This window comes from Proteiniclasticum aestuarii, assembly GCF_017368455.1.
In the GTDB taxonomy this organism is placed as follows: domain Bacteria; phylum Bacillota; class Clostridia; order Clostridiales; family Clostridiaceae; genus Proteiniclasticum; species Proteiniclasticum aestuarii.
The window spans coordinates 177225-195032 of the sequence record NZ_JAFNJU010000004.1; the positions used below are offsets into that span (position 1 = coordinate 177225).

The 17808-nt window shown below is 45.3% G+C and carries 21 protein-coding genes; 1 reads left to right on the plus strand and 20 read right to left on the minus strand.

Annotation, left to right across the window (positions count from 1 at the left end; genetic code table 11):
* The first annotated feature begins 287 nt into the window (after positions 1 to 287).
* Complete coding sequence (locus J3A84_RS06855; protein ID WP_207599267.1) at positions 288 to 1826, plus strand: AcpB/EbpR/MafR family transcriptional regulator; 1539 nt, start codon at positions 288 to 290, stop codon at positions 1824 to 1826.
* A 71-nt stretch (positions 1827 to 1897) separates the two neighbouring features.
* Here the strand turns inward: J3A84_RS06855 and J3A84_RS06860 are convergent, their stop codons facing one another.
* The 20 genes from J3A84_RS06860 to rplO form a co-directional block, all read right to left on the minus strand.
* Positions 1898 to 3496 (minus strand): Na/Pi cotransporter family protein, encoded by a 1599-nt coding sequence (locus tag J3A84_RS06860; RefSeq protein WP_207599269.1) that lies wholly within the window; start codon positions 3494 to 3496, stop codon positions 1898 to 1900.
* Positions 3497 to 3673: 177 nt separating this feature from the next.
* The gene (locus J3A84_RS06865) at positions 3674 to 5269 is read right to left on the minus strand and encodes a Na/Pi cotransporter family protein (protein ID WP_207599358.1); all 1596 of its coding nucleotides are present in this window, start codon (positions 5267 to 5269) and stop codon (positions 3674 to 3676) included.
* A 381-nt stretch (positions 5270 to 5650) separates the two neighbouring features.
* Positions 5651 to 6043: a 30S ribosomal protein S9 gene (gene rpsI, locus J3A84_RS06870; protein ID WP_207599270.1), complete on the minus strand. Its 393-nt coding sequence runs from the start codon at positions 6041 to 6043 to the stop codon at positions 5651 to 5653.
* A 19-nt stretch (positions 6044 to 6062) separates the two neighbouring features.
* Positions 6063 to 6497 (minus strand): 50S ribosomal protein L13, encoded by a 435-nt coding sequence (gene rplM, locus J3A84_RS06875; RefSeq protein WP_207599271.1) that lies wholly within the window; start codon positions 6495 to 6497, stop codon positions 6063 to 6065.
* Positions 6498 to 6840: 343 nt separating this feature from the next.
* Positions 6841 to 7965 (minus strand): GGDEF domain-containing protein, encoded by a 1125-nt coding sequence (locus J3A84_RS06880; protein WP_207599272.1) that lies wholly within the window; start codon positions 7963 to 7965, stop codon positions 6841 to 6843.
* Between the two features lie 284 nt (positions 7966 to 8249).
* Complete coding sequence (gene truA / locus J3A84_RS06885; protein ID WP_207599273.1) at positions 8250 to 8993, minus strand: tRNA pseudouridine(38-40) synthase TruA; 744 nt, start codon at positions 8991 to 8993, stop codon at positions 8250 to 8252.
* 64 nt (positions 8994 to 9057) lie between these two features.
* Entirely contained in the window at positions 9058 to 9873 is an 816-nt protein-coding gene (locus tag J3A84_RS06890; RefSeq protein WP_207599274.1) for an energy-coupling factor transporter transmembrane component T family protein, read from the minus strand.
* The gene (locus tag J3A84_RS06895; RefSeq protein WP_207599275.1) at positions 9870 to 10736 is read right to left on the minus strand and encodes an energy-coupling factor transporter ATPase; all 867 of its coding nucleotides are present in this window, start codon (positions 10734 to 10736) and stop codon (positions 9870 to 9872) included. The genes J3A84_RS06890 and J3A84_RS06895 overlap by 4 nt, the downstream gene beginning before the upstream one ends.
* A complete protein-coding gene (locus J3A84_RS06900; protein WP_207599276.1) occupies positions 10721 to 11587 on the minus strand; it encodes an energy-coupling factor transporter ATPase in 867 nt (288 codons plus the stop codon). Before J3A84_RS06900 ends, J3A84_RS06895 begins: the two co-directional genes overlap by 16 nt.
* Before the next feature lie 150 nt (positions 11588 to 11737).
* Positions 11738 to 12079 (minus strand): 50S ribosomal protein L17, encoded by a 342-nt coding sequence (gene rplQ, locus J3A84_RS06905; RefSeq protein ID WP_207599277.1) that lies wholly within the window; start codon positions 12077 to 12079, stop codon positions 11738 to 11740.
* Between the two features lie 14 nt (positions 12080 to 12093).
* Entirely contained in the window at positions 12094 to 13041 is a 948-nt protein-coding gene (locus tag J3A84_RS06910) for a DNA-directed RNA polymerase subunit alpha (RefSeq protein ID WP_207599278.1), read from the minus strand.
* 93 nt (positions 13042 to 13134) lie between these two features.
* Entirely contained in the window at positions 13135 to 13536 is a 402-nt protein-coding gene (gene rpsK, locus J3A84_RS06915) for a 30S ribosomal protein S11 (RefSeq protein ID WP_207599279.1), read from the minus strand.
* A 12-nt stretch (positions 13537 to 13548) separates the two neighbouring features.
* On the minus strand, positions 13549 to 13917 hold the full coding sequence (gene rpsM, locus J3A84_RS06920; RefSeq protein ID WP_207599280.1) for a 30S ribosomal protein S13: 369 nt from the start codon (positions 13915 to 13917) through the stop codon (positions 13549 to 13551).
* 47 nt (positions 13918 to 13964) lie between these two features.
* Positions 13965 to 14078 carry a 50S ribosomal protein L36 gene (gene rpmJ / locus J3A84_RS06925; protein WP_003373491.1) on the minus strand — a complete coding sequence of 38 codons (114 nt, stop codon included), beginning with the start codon at positions 14076 to 14078 and terminating at the stop codon, positions 13965 to 13967.
* 18 nt (positions 14079 to 14096) lie between these two features.
* Positions 14097 to 14315 carry a translation initiation factor IF-1 gene (infA, locus tag J3A84_RS06930; protein WP_207599281.1) on the minus strand — a complete coding sequence of 73 codons (219 nt, stop codon included), beginning with the start codon at positions 14313 to 14315 and terminating at the stop codon, positions 14097 to 14099.
* 7 nt (positions 14316 to 14322) lie between these two features.
* The gene (locus J3A84_RS06935) at positions 14323 to 14595 is read right to left on the minus strand and encodes a KOW domain-containing RNA-binding protein (protein ID WP_207599282.1); all 273 of its coding nucleotides are present in this window, start codon (positions 14593 to 14595) and stop codon (positions 14323 to 14325) included.
* Between the two features lie 65 nt (positions 14596 to 14660).
* Positions 14661 to 15410 carry a type I methionyl aminopeptidase gene (map, locus tag J3A84_RS06940; RefSeq protein ID WP_207599283.1) on the minus strand — a complete coding sequence of 250 codons (750 nt, stop codon included), beginning with the start codon at positions 15408 to 15410 and terminating at the stop codon, positions 14661 to 14663.
* Entirely contained in the window at positions 15407 to 16057 is a 651-nt protein-coding gene (locus J3A84_RS06945; RefSeq protein ID WP_207599359.1) for an adenylate kinase, read from the minus strand. Before J3A84_RS06945 ends, map begins: the two co-directional genes overlap by 4 nt.
* Before the next feature lie 24 nt (positions 16058 to 16081).
* Complete coding sequence (gene secY, locus J3A84_RS06950) at positions 16082 to 17359, minus strand: preprotein translocase subunit SecY (RefSeq protein ID WP_207599284.1); 1278 nt, start codon at positions 17357 to 17359, stop codon at positions 16082 to 16084.
* Complete coding sequence (gene rplO, locus J3A84_RS06955; RefSeq protein WP_207599285.1) at positions 17359 to 17799, minus strand: 50S ribosomal protein L15; 441 nt, start codon at positions 17797 to 17799, stop codon at positions 17359 to 17361. The genes secY and rplO overlap by 1 nt, the downstream gene beginning before the upstream one ends.
* Positions 17800 to 17808 lie beyond the last annotated feature (9 nt).

Here is a 17808-nt window from a genome sequence, read left to right on the forward strand (position 1 = left end):
TACCAATCAAACACCGCTCCGACTGACTATGATCTATGCACGACAAATCTCGCACATCCATAACTTTATATGTCGAACACACGCCCTTTCAGTTCACTATACATCCGACTCCAAACAATAATAATTCGCTATGGATATATCTTATCAAATCTATCCGGATCAGTATTATCAATATTTGCACTGAGCGGTGCAAAAAATGGCCGCTGATACATTTTTCTATGCTATAATTCTATGTAACACGAGCAAGGACAGAATATTCACATTTTCAGGAAAACGGAGACAATATCATGTGGAACTTGATTGAAATTAAAGAACAGGCAAAATACAGAATGATTGAGATTCTGTTTCAAGCCAGTGACCCTATAACCATAGAGACCCTCGCAAAGGAATCCCATTCTTCTGCAAGAAGCATCAAAAACTATCTTGTGGAACTGAGAAAAATGATTTCCCCCCTCAACGGTCGAATCGAAACCTCTAACGAAGGAGTACAGCTTCATCTTCCTCCCCATGTGGGCATCGATCATTTCCAGAGGCAGCTGATCCGAAGCACACCGGAGTTCATGCTGCTGGAACATTTCTTTACCAGCAGTTCGTCATGCAGCAGTTCCCTGTCTGAAAAATTTTACATCAGTCCTTCTACACTGAACCGGATGCTTCGTATCATGAAGGAGGAACTGGAAGAGTATGGTCTGACCATCGAGTCCAATCCCTACCGCATCACTGGAGAGGAACACCTGATACGGAAATTCTACTCTGCTTATTTCCAGGAGGCTTATGCATCCTACGAATGGCCGTTTAGTGATCTCTCTGAAAGCCTGGTTAAAAACCTTCTTGAGATATTTCTCAGTTTCAGCGATATCGATAAGGATTTCATGGACTATCACAGATTCAAAATCAATCTGGCCATTGATCTGCTTCGCAGCAGAAAAGGATTCACCACCAAGGTCTCCCCCCTCCTGGAATCTTCATCATCAGAGGATGTAGAGAGAGCCGCCCTCCAAATACTCGCCAGTAAAATTGAAGTACTGAATCTGACTGAGGATGATTCCGCGCGATGCGTCCAGCAATTGGTCTGGTGGTATCACCGCTACTCCAGAAACCATTTCCTGATGCGGAGAGTTCATGATGAGGCTTTTAACCTCGAAGTATCTCAGACAGAAAGAATAATATCGGATCTCAGCAACTATTTTGATCTTCCCGCCTTTGATCATACAGCCATTCTCATGGATATGTCCCTTTTTCTAGAACAGTGCAGAACCAGTAATACCAGGAACATAATAGAAAATCATCTCCTTTTCAGACCCAGAGACTACTTTATTATAGATATTTATCGACATAACTTTTACTATTTCTATGATGTGCTGGAACAAAAGCTTAAAGAACTGTTCAGCGAAAATAGGATTCCGCTTAACCAGACCACACTGGAAAATCTGATTCATATATTTCTCACCAAATGGGATGATCTTACTGAGATTCTGTTCGATAAATACAGTACATGCAGAATTCTTATTTACAGTCACATCAACTTCAGACATGGACAAAACATAGCCAACTCCCTGTTGAAAAATATCAATCGTTCCATCTCCATTGAGGTCTACCCCGAACCCCTTCTCTCAGAAAGACAACTATCAGATTATAACTTTGACATTCTGGTATCTTCGACCACGCTGTCTCTTCATATCCCTCAGAAAATCCAGTACCTGCATTACAAGATTTTTGGCCCTTTCGTCCAGCCCCTTGTTCAGCAGATTGACAAGGTCATTGCTGAAAATAACCGCAGAACCCGCAATCGGGTTCTGAAAATGATGGAATCACCATCCAAGTAATCACCGAAAACCAGACAAAGAGGCACATCCCGATTGCCAGGATGTGCCTCTTTCCATGTGTAGTTTCTTCATCAGTTTTCACAGACCCCTGCTATGGTGTCTGCAATGTTCTTCGCATGATCCCCGACTCTCTCCAGATTTGAGATCACATCGAGAAAAAGGATACTGGAAAGTGCAGAACATTTTTCCGCCTGCAGTCTCAGAATATGGGCATTTCTGTATTCCTTCTGCAGGAAATCAATCTGCCTTTCCGTCTCTATGATGGAGCAGGCGAGCTCTCTGTCTCGGCTTTCATAGCTTCTGATGGCCGTGTGCATTGCCAGGTCTGTAAGGGCGTAGATGATCTTCAGTTCTTCTTTTCCTTCTTCCGTGATTTCCACAGCATTTCTGTTTCTTTCCACAGCCAGCTCCAGAATATTCTCTGCATGGTCTCCGATTCTTTCTATATCGTTGAGCACATGATAGGTATGTCCGATCCTTTTGAACTCCTCCACCGCCTGTTCATTGGCGGACAGTTCCACCAGAAAGTCGGTGATGACCAGGGTGACCTCATCAATCTTCTTCTCATTCTCCGTGATCCGATCAAATTTCGATACATCATTATTAAGATAAGCCTCTATGGCCAGCTTCACATTGAGTTTCGCAAGCTGGGCCAGCTTCACCGTTTCCAGAACCACCTGCCCTTCTGCGATGCTTGGTGTCTGGAGAAGCCTGCGGTCCAGAATCTGATTTTCAATTTCATACTCTTCTCCCACAATCACATTGGCCATTCTGATCAGCGTGCCTGTAAAGGGCAGCAGAATCAGTGTACTGGCCACATTGAAGAAGAGATGGAGGAAAGAAATCTGATATCGGATGTTTTCCGGAACCAGCGCTGTCACCGCCTGAATCAGGATGGCTCCTAAGGGAAGCAGAAGAAGTACCCCTGTCACATTGAACAGCAGGTGAATCATGGCCGCTTTCTTCGCTGTCCTGTTGGCAGTGATGGAAGAAAGGAGCGCTGTCACTGTGGTACCGATGTTGGCACCCAGGACAAAGGGAAATGCGATCGAAATGGTGATGCTGCCCGTGGTGGTCAGCGCCACCAGCAGCGCCGTGGTGGCGCTGCTGGACTGGATGAGTGTCGTGATGCCCATGCCGATGAGAAGACCCAGATACCACTGATGACCCAGGGTAATGATGAGATTTCGGAAAACCTCCGAATCCCGTAAGGGATACATGGCCTGACTCATGAGCTTCATGCCGAGCATCATGACCCCGAATCCCAGGATCACCGATGCCACATCTCTTCTCTTCTTCGCCTGGGAAAAGATGACAAGCACCGCTCCCACAAAGAGAAAAACCGGAATCACTTCATCCATATGGATGGAGACCAGAAAAACCGTGATGGTGGTTCCGATATTTGCCCCCATGATGACGCCTGTGGCCTGGACAAGATTAAGAAGCCCAGAGTTCACAAACCCCACCACCATGACCGTGGCGGCGGAACTGGACTGGATGAGCGCTGTCACAAGGGTACCCACCACCACAGCCTTCAAGGGGCTGTCGGTGAGCCTTCCCAGAATGAACTTCAGCCTGGACCCGGCAGCATTCTCCAGACCGTCTCCCATCATATTCATGCCGTATAGAAACAACCCAAGCCCGCCCAGAAGTGCGATCCACATATCCATCTTCAGATTAACCCCTTTTCCAAACCATACAATTACTATTTCATGTTCATTCTACCCCTATTCAGAAGGAATAGTAATGTCGATACACCTTATTTAACCTGAATTTAACGCAGTCTCTCTTTATCCCTTAACAATAATAATCGCCCCGAACCCTGGGATTCGAAGCGATCTGTGTGATTAGTCTCTTTCTTTGATCTCTGATACCGTATCAGCGATGTTCTTTGCATGGTCACCGATTCTTTCCATATTGGAGATCAGGTCCAGGAACAGGATTCCGGCCAGTGCACTGCACCTGCCTGCATTGAGTCTTCTGATATGTGCATCTCTGTATTCTTTCTGCAGGGTGTCGATACGCTCTTCCACCTGTATGATGGACAGAGCTTTTTCCTTATTGTTTTCCTTGTAGCTTTCGATGGCGATGTCCATGGCATGATTGGTGTAATCATAGATGGCTCTCACTTCTTCGCGGGCTTCCTCAGAGATCTCCACATTCTTTCTGTCTCTCTCCTGCGCAAGTTCCATGATGTTCTCCGCATGGTCACCCATTCTCTCAATATCATTGAGCACGTGATAGGTGTCTCCCACTCTTCCGAACTCATTGACGTTGAGGTCACTGCTGGAGAGCTGTACCAGGAAGTTCGTGATGATTTCTGTCACTTCATTGATTCGGTCTTCATTCTTGTAGACAAGATCTACATTCTTCATGTCATTGTTCATGAAGGCCTCTGTAGCCAGCTTCACATTTTCCTGCGCAAGCTGCGCCAGTTTCACCGTTTCAAGAATGACCTGTCCTTCTGCGATACTTGGGGTCTGAAGAAGTCTGCGGTCAAGGATCTCTGAAATCTTATCTTCCTCCTGTCCTACGACTCTCTCTGCGATCCGGATCAGAAGTCCTGCAAAGGGAAGCAGTACCAGTGTGTTGGATACGTTGAAGATCAGATGGATGAGGGAAATCTCCAGTTTGATGCTTTCCGGTGCCAAGTAGGTGACAATCTCCATGAGGTATTTACCCAGTGGAAGGAAGATGATGGCACCAACGATATTAAAGAGCAGATGGATCACCGCAGCTTTCTTCGCTGTCTTGTTCGCCGTAATGGAGGACAAGAGCGCTGTGATGGTGGTTCCGATATTTGCACCCAGAATCAGCGGGAATGCCACCTGAATGGTGATGCTTCCTGTGGTGGTCAGCGCCACAAGAAGACCTGTGGTTGCTGAGCTTGACTGTACCAGCATGGTGATACCAAGCCCTATGAGAACACCCAGATACCATTTGGTTCCGATGGAGAGTATAAGATCCTTGAACACCTGTGAATCTCTCAGCGGATACATGGCTTCACTCATGAGCTCCATACCCAGCATCAGAATACCAAATCCCAGAAGAATGCTGGCCAGGTCTCTTCTCTTCTTCGCCTTGGTGAAGAGAAAGAGGATGGAGCCTGTGAAAATCAGAATCGGCACCAGCGCATCGATGTTCATGGAAACGAGAAATGCGGTGGTGGTGGTTCCGATATTTGCACCCATGATGATTCCAGTCGCCTGAACGAGATTCAGCAATCCGGAATTGACAAATCCGATGACCATGACGGTGGTCGCCGAACTGGACTGCATGAGAATGGTGACAAATGTACCAACAAGAACAGAACTGATGGGGTTGGCCGTAACCTTGTTCAGAATAAACTTCAGTTTAGAACCAGCGGCATTTTCCAGACCGTCACCCATCATTTTCATACCGTATAGAAACAGTCCAAGTCCTCCAAATAGTCCAATGATCATATTAATATCCAAAAGAGTCCCTCCAAATTGAGTTCATTATATTTCAAACTAATGATACAGCGAAATCACCTCTATGTTAACTAATCATTACGTTATTTAACATAGAATTAACGCGGTTGCTGAAATTGTTTCATTCTCACCGTTTCTTTAGAAAAACTGAGAATGAATACCATTCCATTTTATAATCTGAAACAGAGAAAACAGGAATCTTCACGGGATGCATGAATCTTTCGTCTGTACAACAGGAATCTTTTAAATCTGTATAAAACTCCCATTTCCGGTTCTTCTTCATCCACCCTATGTTCAGAAATGGCAGCATAAAAAATCTCCCGGAATAAATCCGGGAGATTCTGAATGCCATATAGATTGGCTCTTTTCGTACTATCTCTTTGAGAACTGTGGGCTCTTTCTGGCTTTCTTCAGACCGTACTTCTTTCTTTCCTTCATTCTTGGGTCTCTTGTTAAGAAACCTGCCTTCTTCAGTTCGCCTCTGAGTGTTTCATCAGCTTTAAGAAGTGCTCTGGAAATACCGTGTCTGATTGCTCCAGCCTGTCCTGAAAGTCCACCACCGTGTACATTTACAAGAACATCATAGGAGTTCTTTGTGTTTGTCAGTACCAGCGGCTGATTTACAACAAGCATTAATGTTTCAAGACCAAAGTAGTCCTTGATGTCTCTCTTGTTGATTGTAACTTCACCTGATCCAGGTACGAGTCTAACTCTTGCAACTGATTTCTTTCTTCTACCAGTGCCCATGTATTGAACTTTTGCCATTTTTATTTCCTCCTCCCGTCTAGTACTTTAGCTCAAGAACTTCTGGGTTCTGAGCTTCGTGAGGATGATTTTCTCCTCTGTACACCTTAAGTTTCTTTGCCTGATTTCTTCCCAGTACACCCTTTGGAAGCATTCTTCTGACTGCTTCTGAGAATGCCAGTTCAGGCTTCTTAGCGAGTACTTCTCTGTAAGGAGTTTCCTTAAGTCCACCTGGGTAATTTGAATGTCTTCTCATCATTTTCTGATCCAGCTTCTTACCTGTAAGAACAACCTTCTCTGCGTTGATGATGATAACGAAATCTCCTAAATCTACATTTGGTGTAAACTCAGGCTTGTTCTTTCCTCTTAAAATAAGCGCTACCTGGCTGGCTACTCTACCGAGAGGCTTGCCGGCTGCATCTACAACATACCATTTTGGCTGATATGCTCCTGTTTTTGCTTGATATGATTTCATTTCTTTCCTCCCGAAACTCCACAATAGGGGTTCCTATTACTATTCTTTCTTAGGTTTTCTCCATTGCGTGACCCGGGGCTAGTGGATCAACACAAGTAATTTACAAACACAAATATTATAAAACAACCACCACTAGAAGTCAATAATATTTAGTATCCTTTTCTGATACCTACCTATTATACATGATTTCCCACTGGAATAAAAGGGTAATTTGCATGATTTGCAGACAATAACAAAATATTTACTTCCGCTCGCTGCACAAGCATTTTAAGGATGCTGAAATCAGTGGTCCTTGCTCCTGATTATCCTTTAACATCCACCCATAATCATTCATGCACAAGGCTTATCCGTTCTGCATCACCTGACTGCTCTTGATCCGCTCTTTGTGCGCATACATTTTATGATCTGCCAGGTTATAGAGCTCATCCAGTGAAATACTCTCCTGATGCTTCTGATAGCCGAAGCTGAACTCGAGACTTCTCACCAGGGGGTCTTCATGGCTCGAAAGAACTTCCCTTAATTCATCCACAAGTACATCGATCTTCTCATAGGCCCCATCAATGATGACGGCGAATTCATCTCCCCCCAGTCTTGAAACCAGTCCATACCGGTCAAAGGTCTTCTTCAGTGCCTGACCGAAGGCGATGAGGACCTCATCCCCCTTCTGATGACCGTAGGTGTCATTGATATCCTTGAAGTAGTTGAGATCGAAGATCGCCACTCCGAAGGGCTTGCGGATCTGAACAAAATAGTTCAGCTGGCTTTCATAGTTCTTTCGATTGTAGAGCTTTGTGAGATAATCCTCTTCCGAAGGCGTGGTTTCCAGAAACACATAGATGATGAGTAGACCAATGACGATGGATGTCCAGGAAAAATGCAGCTTGGAGTCATAAAGCTGAATCACCATACCGAGGATGGGCAGAAGAAAGCAGAGGATGAAGATCAGTGATTCCTGCAAGGTGAGCTTCTTCCTGCTTTTCAGAATGAAGTACAGCATGTAGATATAGAATCCCGCCAGCACAACATAGTGCAGATCCTTAAAGTCTCCACTGCTGAACTTGTTTGTCACAGGGTCCACCGAAAAATAGATGGGCGTGAAGATATTCGCGATAAGCAGCAGAAGGGTCAGAATAGACGCCTGCTGATAATAGAATCTTTCTCTGAGTCTACGAGGATTCTTGTAAGCCCTGTAATCCATATAGGACAGAAGGAGCCCCCCAATGACAGGTCCTAAAAGAAAGAGAAGGAAATTGGTCCCGTATTCAAGCAGAAAGGCGCCCTGAAAGAGCATTCCGTCGAAGATCCACGTAAGAGGCTCCACGATGATGGAAACTGCTGTGGCGACGATAAGGCCCCTCAGCAGCCTGCCGCTGAATGTTCTGATGCTTGAAGTCCTTACAAACAGGTAGAGACCGAGCAGGATGAACAAAGCAAAGATATTGATCTGAAACTGTACGAGATACTCCATGATGATTACTCCTGTTCCGATGGGTTCAGAATATGGACTTATGAGAAAAACCGACAAGTGGTCCCGATTCCGAGCACGACCCAACGCGCATATATATTAGTATTGTAAGAGTATCAAAATAATTTCATTTTAGCAACAATATATACTGTCTTTCCCTGTAAGTTTCCAGATTATTCATCTGTCTCAGAAAGACACATTCCAGTTATCTGCTGAATATAGCGCATTTTCCGACAAAAAGCAGACTGGAGACTGACCACTCAGCCTCCAGCTTACACCCTGTTTCTTCAGAGATCCTTTTCCTCGTAATAGACTTCTTCCAGATAGAGGCCCCAGGGTGGCAGCACCATGGACTTCCCTCGCTGCCCGGACGCCAGAATATCTGCCACTTCCTCTCTGGTGATTCTTCCTAAGCCCGCATCCAGAAGGGTTCCCGCAATAATTCTTGCCATGTTGTAGAGAAAGCCCGAAGCGGTGATGTAGAGCACCAGAAACTCTCCTTCTTCCACAATCCGGATCTCCCTCATTTCCTTCACAGGATTGGGATCGCTGCTGCCCACGGAGCGAAACCCCGTGAAGTCATGGGTGCCTAGAAAAGCCTCTGCCACTTTCCTCATTTTTTGAAGGTCCAGCTCCTGGCGCACCAGATAGGCGTAATTCCGATAGAGCGCCGATGGCTGGCTTCTTCTCAGAAAGCGATAGGAATAGGTCTTGCCTCTGGAGTGAAAGCGGGCATCAAAGTCGTCTTTCACGCCAAGAGACGCCTGGGCTTTCAGATCCTCTGGAAGAAACTGGTTCAGAGCCACGGCGATCTTCTCCGGAGGGATGGTTCCACTGGTTTCAAAGGACACGGGATATCTTCTGGCATGAACCCCCGCATCGGTTCTGGAAGACCCGGATACGTGGATTTCCTCCTTCAGGAGCATGCTCAGCGCTTTCTCCAGTTCCTCCTGTACGGTCCGCACTTCCTTCTGCCTCTGATATCCATGGAAAGCCGTTCCGTCATATTCCACATAGAGTAATATTCTCATAAGTTCCTCCTTATATGGGAAAGACCATTTCTCTCTATAAGAAATGGTCTCTTCTTCAATTCATTTAGAACAGATTGGTGTAGCGCAGACCAAATGTCAGGAGCACAAGTACTGCGAAAATCCCGAAGGCTCCGAAATCTCTCGGGTTATACTTCAGCTGCTTCATTCGGGTTCTGCCTTCTCCCCCTCTGTAGCTCCGGGCTTCCATGGCCATGGCCAGCTCTTCGGCTCTTCGGAAGGAAGAGATGAACAGCGGCACCAGAAGTGGAATCAGACTTTTCGCCTTTTTGATGATATTGGTGGATTCGAAATCCGCTCCCCTTGCCATCTGCGCCTTCATGATCTTATCCGTCTCATCCATGAGCGTCGGAATGAACCGAAGGGCGATGCTCATCATCATGGCCAGCTCGTGGGCCGGCACGCCGATCTTCTTGAAGGGTTTCAGCAGGCTTTCAATGCCGTCTGTCAGCTCGATGGGCGACGTGGTCAACGTCAGAATGGATGTACCCATGATGAGGAACACCAGTCTGAAGGTCATGAACAGCGCCTGATAGACTCCTTCTTCATAGATCTTGAAGATCCAGAAATCCAGAAGAAGTGTATCCTGGGTGCCCTTGGTCACGAACATGTTCAGAAACGCCGTGAAGATGATCAGGACGAACACCGGTTTTACCCCTTTGTACAGATACTTCGGGGAGAGCTTCGCTACACGGACCATGAGCAGGATGAACCCGAGAATCAAAAGATACGCGGTGAAATTCTGCACCAGAAACAGGTTCACGATGAAAAGGATGGAAATCAGAATCTTCGTCCTGGGGTCCAGCTTGTGGATGAAGGATTCTCCGGGAATGTATTGTCCGATGGTGATATTCTTGATCATGACGTCTGACCCCCTTTCGCAAGATACTTTCTGATCTCTTCTTTGGCTTCGGCCACGGTGAAGATATCCTCTCTTACGGGAATGCCTTTTTCATTCAGCGCGCGCATGAGGTAGGTGATCTGGGGGGCTCCCAGTCCCACTTCCTCCAGCATGTCAATCTTCGTGAAGACTTCTCTGGGTGTGCCCTTCATCATGACCTTCGCATCGCTCATGACGATGACTTCTTCCGCCACATCTGCCACATCCTCCATGGAATGGGTCACAAGAATCACCGTATGCTTGTATTCCTCATGGAGCCTTTTCAGCTGATGAAGAATGGCATCTCTCCCTCTTGGGTCAAGTCCCGCAATGGGTTCATCCAGAATCAGCACCTTGGGCTCCATGGCCACAACGCCTGCAATGGCGACTCTTCTTTTCTGTCCCCCGGAGATCTCAAAAGGTGACAGATCTTTGTATTTTTCATACTCCAGCCCCACCATCTCCATGGCTCTTTTCACGCGTCTTAGCACCTCGTCCTCGCCCAGTCCCAGATTGATGGGTCCAAAGGCGATGTCCTTCTCGATGGTTTCTTCAAAGAGCTGATATTCGGGGTACTGGAAAACCAGCCCCACTTTCTTTCGCACATCGCTCATGACGGTCTTCTTGTCAGTGATATCCATGCCGTCGATGATGATTTTTCCTGAAGTTGGCTTCAGAAGACCATTGAGATGCTGAATCAGCGTGGATTTGCCCGAACCGGTATGACCGATGAGCGCATAAAACTTCCCTTCTTCCAGCTCCAGATTGATGTTGTCCAGTGCGATGGTTTCGAAAGGTGTTTTAGGCATATATACATGAGTCAGATTTTCTATTTTAATTGACATATTGCCTCCACCATTTCTTCTATATTTAGTATTCCTTCATCCAGAGGAACCCCATCCTTGATCAGTTCATGGGCCAGCTCCGTCACCTGAGGCACATCAAGGCCTATGGATTTCAGAAGCTCCACATTCTTGAATACATTGCGTGGCGTATCATCGATGATGATCTTCCCTTCCTCCATGACGACGATCCGATCCCCCTGCACCGCTTCTTCCATGAAGTGGGTGATGTGCACGATGGTGATGTTGTACTCTTCATTGAGCTGACGAATGGTCTTCATGACCTCTTCCCTGCCTGATGGGTCCAGCATGGCTGTAGGCTCATCCAGAATGATGATCTTCGGGCGCATGGCAATGATGCCTGCGATGGCCACTCTCTGCTTCTGTCCGCCGGAAAGAAGGTGAGGCGCATGTTTTCTGTACTCATACATATTCACTTCTTTCAGGGACTTGTCCACTCTCTTTCTGATTTCAGAAGGTTCAACGCCCAGATTTTCCGGTCCGAAGGCCACATCCTCTTCCACCACCGTGGCCACCATCTGATTGTCCGGATTCTGGAACACCATACCGGCTCTTTTTCTCACTTCCCAGGTATTCTCCGGGTCCGTGGCATCGATGGAATCGATGTAGATTTTTCCGCCTGCAGGCAGGAGCAGTGCATTCATATGTTTGGCGAAGGTGGATTTCCCAGAACCGTTATGTCCGAGCACCACCACAAACTCGCCTTCCTTCACGGTGAGATCAATGCCTCTGAGAGAATATTCCTTCTCCCCTTCCGGACCATCATCATAATAATGGGTAAGCTCAACTGCTCTGATCATTTCCTTCTCTTCTCTATTGCTTTTACTTTCCATGTTGACCCTCCTACGATAAGCACTAAAGACCGATCACCTGCAGCCTTTACTACTTATCACTTTATCTTATCATGTTTAACTGAAAAAGGGGACTAAGTTTCCTTAATCCCCTTACTTCATTCAAAGGGAAGTCAGACTTCCTCTTTACAATTAAACCAGTTCCAGAATTGCCTTCTCAGCACCGTCGCCTCTTCTTGGGCCTGCCTTGTAGATTCTGGTGTAACCACCGTTTCTCTCAGCATACTTTGGCGCGATATTGTCAAACAGATTCTTCACTACTTCTTCTTCATGAACATAGCTAAGTACCTGTCTTCTCGCGTGAAGGTCTCCTCTCTTAGCAAGAGTGATCATCTTTTCAGCGATGTTCTTTGTTTCCTTAGCTCTGTAGTATGTAGTTTCAATTCTACCGTGCTTTAAGAAGTTTGTAACAAGACTTCTCAGCATTGCAGTTCTCTGGTCGGTTGGACGACCAAGTTTTCTTAATGTAGCCATTTAACTTACCTCCTTTACTCGTCAGTGGACTTTAAGGATAAATCCAAGTCCTTTAACTTTCTCTCGACTTCTTCGAGAGATTTCTTTCCTAGATTCCTTACCTTCATCATATCGTCCATGGTCTTTTCTGTAAGCTCATGAACGGTATTGATACCTGCCCTCTTCAGACAGTTATAGGATCTGACGGAGAGATCCAGTTCTTCGATGGTCATCTCCAGAACCTTTTCTTTCTTGTCATCTTCCTTCTCAATCATGACTTCAACATCGTTGGCATGATTGGTCAGTGTCATGAACAGCTTAAAGTGCTCAATAAGTACTTTTGCAGCAAGACTTATGGCTTCTTCTGTCAAAATGGTACCATTGGTCCATATTTCAAGAGTCAGCTTATCGTAGTCTGTAACCTGTCCGACTCTTGTATTATCCACTGTAAAGTTTACTCTCTTCACAGGGGTATATATTGAATCCATGGGAATAGTCGATATGGCCAGGCCTTCAGCCTTGTTTCTCATCTGAGAAACATATCCTCTACCTCTATCCACGTTGATTTCAACATACAGCTTTGCGTCCTCTTCAAGTGTAGCGATGTAGAGATCCTTATTGACGATTTCCACATCTCCATCGGTCTTGATGTCTCCTGCTGTGATTACACCAGGTCCCTTGGCATCTATATAGATCTTTCTGGGTCCTTCTCCATTCATCTTGATGAACAGTTCCTTGAGGTTCAGAATAAGCTCTGTTACGTCTTCTCTGACTCCAGGAACGGATGAAAACTCATGAAGTACTCCGTCAATCTTGACGGATGTAGGTGCGACACCTGGCAGGGAGGATAAAAGCATTCTTCTCAATGCATTACCTAAAGTAATTCCATAGCCTCTTTCTAACGGTTCTACTACGAACTTACCATAGGTCCCATCTTCGCTTGTTTCTACACACTGAATCTTTGGCTTTTCAATTTCAAACATTTATATGACCCTCCTATAGAATATTGGCAACTATTCGAGGGCTTCTGATTCCAGATCCCGGATCTGTCGCCCAGGTAACCGGCCGCTTTGAAATTATACTCTTCTTCTCTTTGGAGGTCTGCATCCATTATGTGGAATTGGGGTGACATCCTTGATCAGCGTAATTTCAAGTCCTGCAGCCTGCAGTGATCTGATCGCTGCTTCTCTACCTGAACCAGGTCCCTTCACGTAAACTTCAACACTCTTCAGACCGTGCTCCATTGCCGCCTTCGCTGCAGTTTCTGCCGCCATCTGGGAAGCATATGGTGTGCTCTTTCTTGAACCTCTGAATCCTAATGATCCTGAGCTTGACCAGGAAAGCGCATTACCTGCCGCATCTGTGATTGTAATGATGGAGTTATTGAAAGTTGACTGGATATGAGCCTGTCCATGTTCAATGTTCTTCTTATCTCTTCTTCTTCTAATTACTCTTTTATTGTTCTTAGCTGCTGCCATGTTCTTCCCTCCTTACTTCTTCTTATTTGCGATGGTCTTCTTAGGACCCTTTCTTGTTCTTGCGTTGGTCTTGGTCTTCTGTCCTCTTACGGGAAGACCCTTTCTGTGTCTGATTCCTCTGTAGCATCCGATTTCAACAAGTCTCTTGATGTTCAGCGCTACTTCTCTTCTCAGGTCACCTTCGACCTTTACACTCTTAACAATGTATTCTCTGATCGCATTGACGTCTTCTTCTGAAAGATCCTTCACTCTGATGTCTCCGTTGACACCTGTTTCCTTGAGGATGTTTCTTGCAGTAGATAAACCGATGCCATAAATGTATGTAAGACCTACTTCAATTCTTTTGGACTTTGGTAAGTCAACACCTGATATTCTTGCCATTAAACTCTACACCTCCTGGTATATTTGAAAATTCATTACTTTTTTTCTTAGCCCTGCTTTTGCTTGTGCTTAGGGTTTTCACAAATTACCATAACCCTGCCTTTTCTCTTTATGACTTTGCACTTTTCGCAAATAGGCTTAACTGATGGTCTAACTTTCATCTCGCTAACCCTCCTTAATTACTTTGCTCTCCAGGTTATACGGCCTTTTGTAAGATCGTATGGACTAAGCTCTAGTGTCACTCTGTCCCCTGGAAGAATTCTGATAAAGTTCATTCTTAACTTTCCTGAGAGATGTGCATTTATGACGTGACCGCTTTCCAGTTCCACCACAAATTGTGCATTGGGAAGGGATTCTTTCACCACTCCCTGCATCTCTATAACATCTTCTTTTGACATAAGGTAATCATACCTCCTTTGCCTCAAGCGCTAAACGCCTGATTATATTTTTTAAGCATCGTTCCTCTTGATTCATAATTCCCTGAATTATTTCCTCTTCTGCTTTTGTAATAATACAAAGATGTTTTCTGTTCTTTCTTTTTTGTCTTTTAAAATCAAACTTCTGACCATCAATGAGGGCCACATGATACGGGTCGATGACCCTTTCAATGATGTAGTACTTTCCGATGTCTCTTCCCTTTTTTGATTTTACAATAAGTCCGATCAACTCTTTGTCCAATTACTCAACTCCCGTTTAATAAGAGATCTAAACCAATACTTCATTGAAGCAAAAGGCTTCAACTCCTAAACAAGTGTCGTGATATAAGGTCCGTCCTCTGTGATTATCACCGTGTTCTCGTACTGTGCAGACCATTTACCGTCTCGCGTCACCGCAGTCCAGTTGTCTTCCAGCACTTTCACATGATAAGAACCAAGATTTGCCATGGGTTCAATGGCCAGCGCCATACCCGCCCTCAGCTTCGGTCCCCTATGTGCTACGCCATAGTTGGGAATACTTGGACCTTCATGGAGGTCTCTACCGATCCCATGACCGGTGAAATCTCTTACCACACTTAATCCGTTGGATTCAATGTGCTCTTGTATGGCACTTGAAATGTCGCCCAGTCTCTGGTCGACTCGTGCCTGTTCCACACCTTTGAAGAAACTCTCTTCCGTCACTCTGATCAGTTTTTCCGCTTCTTCGCTGACCTGCCCGACCTTGAAGGTTCTGGCAGCATCCCCATGAAATCCATTTAGCAGTGCTCCGCAGTCGATGGTTATGATATCCCCTTCCGAAAGAATGATCTCCCTGCTGGGTATGCCATGGACCACCACCTCATTTACAGAAGCGCAGATGGAACCTGGAAATCCGTTGTAATTCTTGAAGGATGGAATTGCTCCACTCCTTATTATAAATTCTTCACAGATTTTGTCCAGTGCCAATGTGGAAATACCTGGTCTAATACTTTTCTCTACCAGATTCAGGGTCTCTCCCACAAGCTTCCCTGCTTCTTTCATAAGCTCGATTTCCCTGTTGTTCTTTATAATGATCATTTATTGTCTCCTAGTATGCTAATGATCTCCTCAAAGACCTCATTTATGGCCTTTGTACCATCTACCTCTTTCAGGATTCCTTTTTTTTCATAGTAATCGATGAGAGGCTTGGTCTGAAAATCATAAATCTCCAGCCTTTCCAGCACGGTTTCTTTCTTGTCATCTTCCCTTTGGATCAGATTGGATCCGCAGTCATCGCAGATTTGAGAAATCATCGGTGGATTGAACTCCAAATGGTAGGAAGCACCGCAGTTGGGACATACCCTTCTGCCGGTCATCCTCATTATAATGAATGCTCTGGGCACCTTGATTAAAAGCGCTGTTTCAATTGCTTCATGATCCTCTGCCAAAAGTTCGTCTAAGACTTCGGCCTGATGTATGGTTCTTGGAAATCCGTCAAGCAAAAATCCATTCTTTGTGTCTTTTTCCTTCAGTCTGCTTTTTACAAGGTTGATGGTTACATCGTCCGGGACAAGAAGCCCCTTATCCATATAACTTTTGGCCAGTACTCCAAGTTCTGTTCCCTCCGTAATATTCATCCTGAAGATATCTCCAGTGGAAATATGGGGAATCACATACTTGTTACTTATAGACTGTGCCTGGGTGCCTTTGCCGGCGCCCGGGGGACCCAATAAAATAATTCTCAACGGTATCATCTCCAAATATTATTACTATTTAAGAAACCCTTTGTAATGTCTCATAACAAGCTGTGACTCCAGCTGTCTCATTGTATCCAGTGCTACACCAGCCATGATGAAGATGACGGTACCACCGAAGGCCAGGCCTTTGAATGGTGTGTATCCTTCAAGCACGATAGGGAATACTGCAATGAGGGCTGCGAATGTTCCGCCGATTACTGCAACTTTTGTAAGGATTCTCTCCAGATATTTCGCTGTGGCAACACCTGGTCTGATTCCGGCAACATAACCGCCGGACTTCGCCATGTTTTCAGCCATATCTTCTGGCTTCATGGTGATCTGTGTATAGAACACTGCAAAGAAAATTACCAGAACAACATACATTACTGCATATCCTACGGAATTCACTTTAAATACGCTCCAGTCGCTTGTAGTCAACCAGTTGAGCACTGTCGAGTTTCTGAAGAACTCTGCCAGTGTGGCTGGGAACTGCATAACGGACATTGCAAAAATGATTGCAATTACACATGCTGAGCTTACACTTACTGGAATATGTGAAGACTGTCCTTTGATCTGCTTTGTGCCAGACACTCTGCCTGAGTACTGAACCGGAATTCTTCTTTCTCCGAGGGAGAAGGCTACGGTTCCAACAAATAGAGCGACCATGGCTAGTACAAATAGTGTCATCATGACGATGTCGACGGTTCCGCCTGAGTACAGGACGCCAACCTGAGTTGCCATCACTGGAATACGGGATACGATATTGATGAAAATCAGAACAGATACACCGTTACCGATTCCCTTCTCCGTAATTCTGTCTCCCAGCCATATCAGGAATATGGACGATGCGAGTAGTGTCATGACGATGAGGACTGTATTGAGAAGAGAGTCATTTCTTACTGCTCCGGCATTATAGATCAGTACATAAGTACCGTAAGCCTGAACCGCACCGATGGCTACTGCAAGATACTTGGTGTAATTCTGTATCTTCGCTCTTCCTTCTTGTCCTTCTTTGGAAAGCTGTTCTAATTTCGGGATTATTACGTTCATCAGCTGCATAATGATCGATGCGTTGATGTATGGTGTAACACCCATAGCAAAAATACTAAAGCTGCTAAACGCACCACCTGAGATCAGATCATAAAAGCCGACCAGTGTCTGTGAATTTGCCAGGTCCTGTAACGCGTCCGTATTGATGTTCGGGACAGGTATGAAGTTACCCAGTCTAAAAATGAAAACTATAAATACTGTGAACAGTATCCTTTTTCTTAAGTCTGGTAGTTTCCAAGCATTCTTCAGCGTCTGTAACATTAAATCACCTCAACTTTTCCTCCAGCAGCTTCTATCTTCTCCTGTGCTGATTTTGAGAATCTACTTACCTTAACTGTCAGGGATTTTGTAAGTTCTCCGTTTCCTAGGATCTTGACACCGTCAAGAGTCTTGGAAATAACTCCGTGCTCCTTCAGTAGGGCTTCTGTAACTTCTGTTCCGTTCTCGAAAATGTTAAGTCTCTCAACGTTAACCTCAACGATCTGCTTCGCAAAAATATTGGTAAAACCTCTCTTAGGAAGTCTTCTGTAAAGTGGCATCTGTCCACCTTCAAAACCTGGTCTCTTTCCGCCACCTGATCTTGAACCCTGTCCATCCTGTCCTCTTCCGGCAGTCTTTCCAAGTCCTGAACCAGTACCTCTACCGACTCTCTTTTGAGCCTTTCTTGAGCCTTCTACAGGCTTTAACTCATGAAGTTTCATATTCTGTAC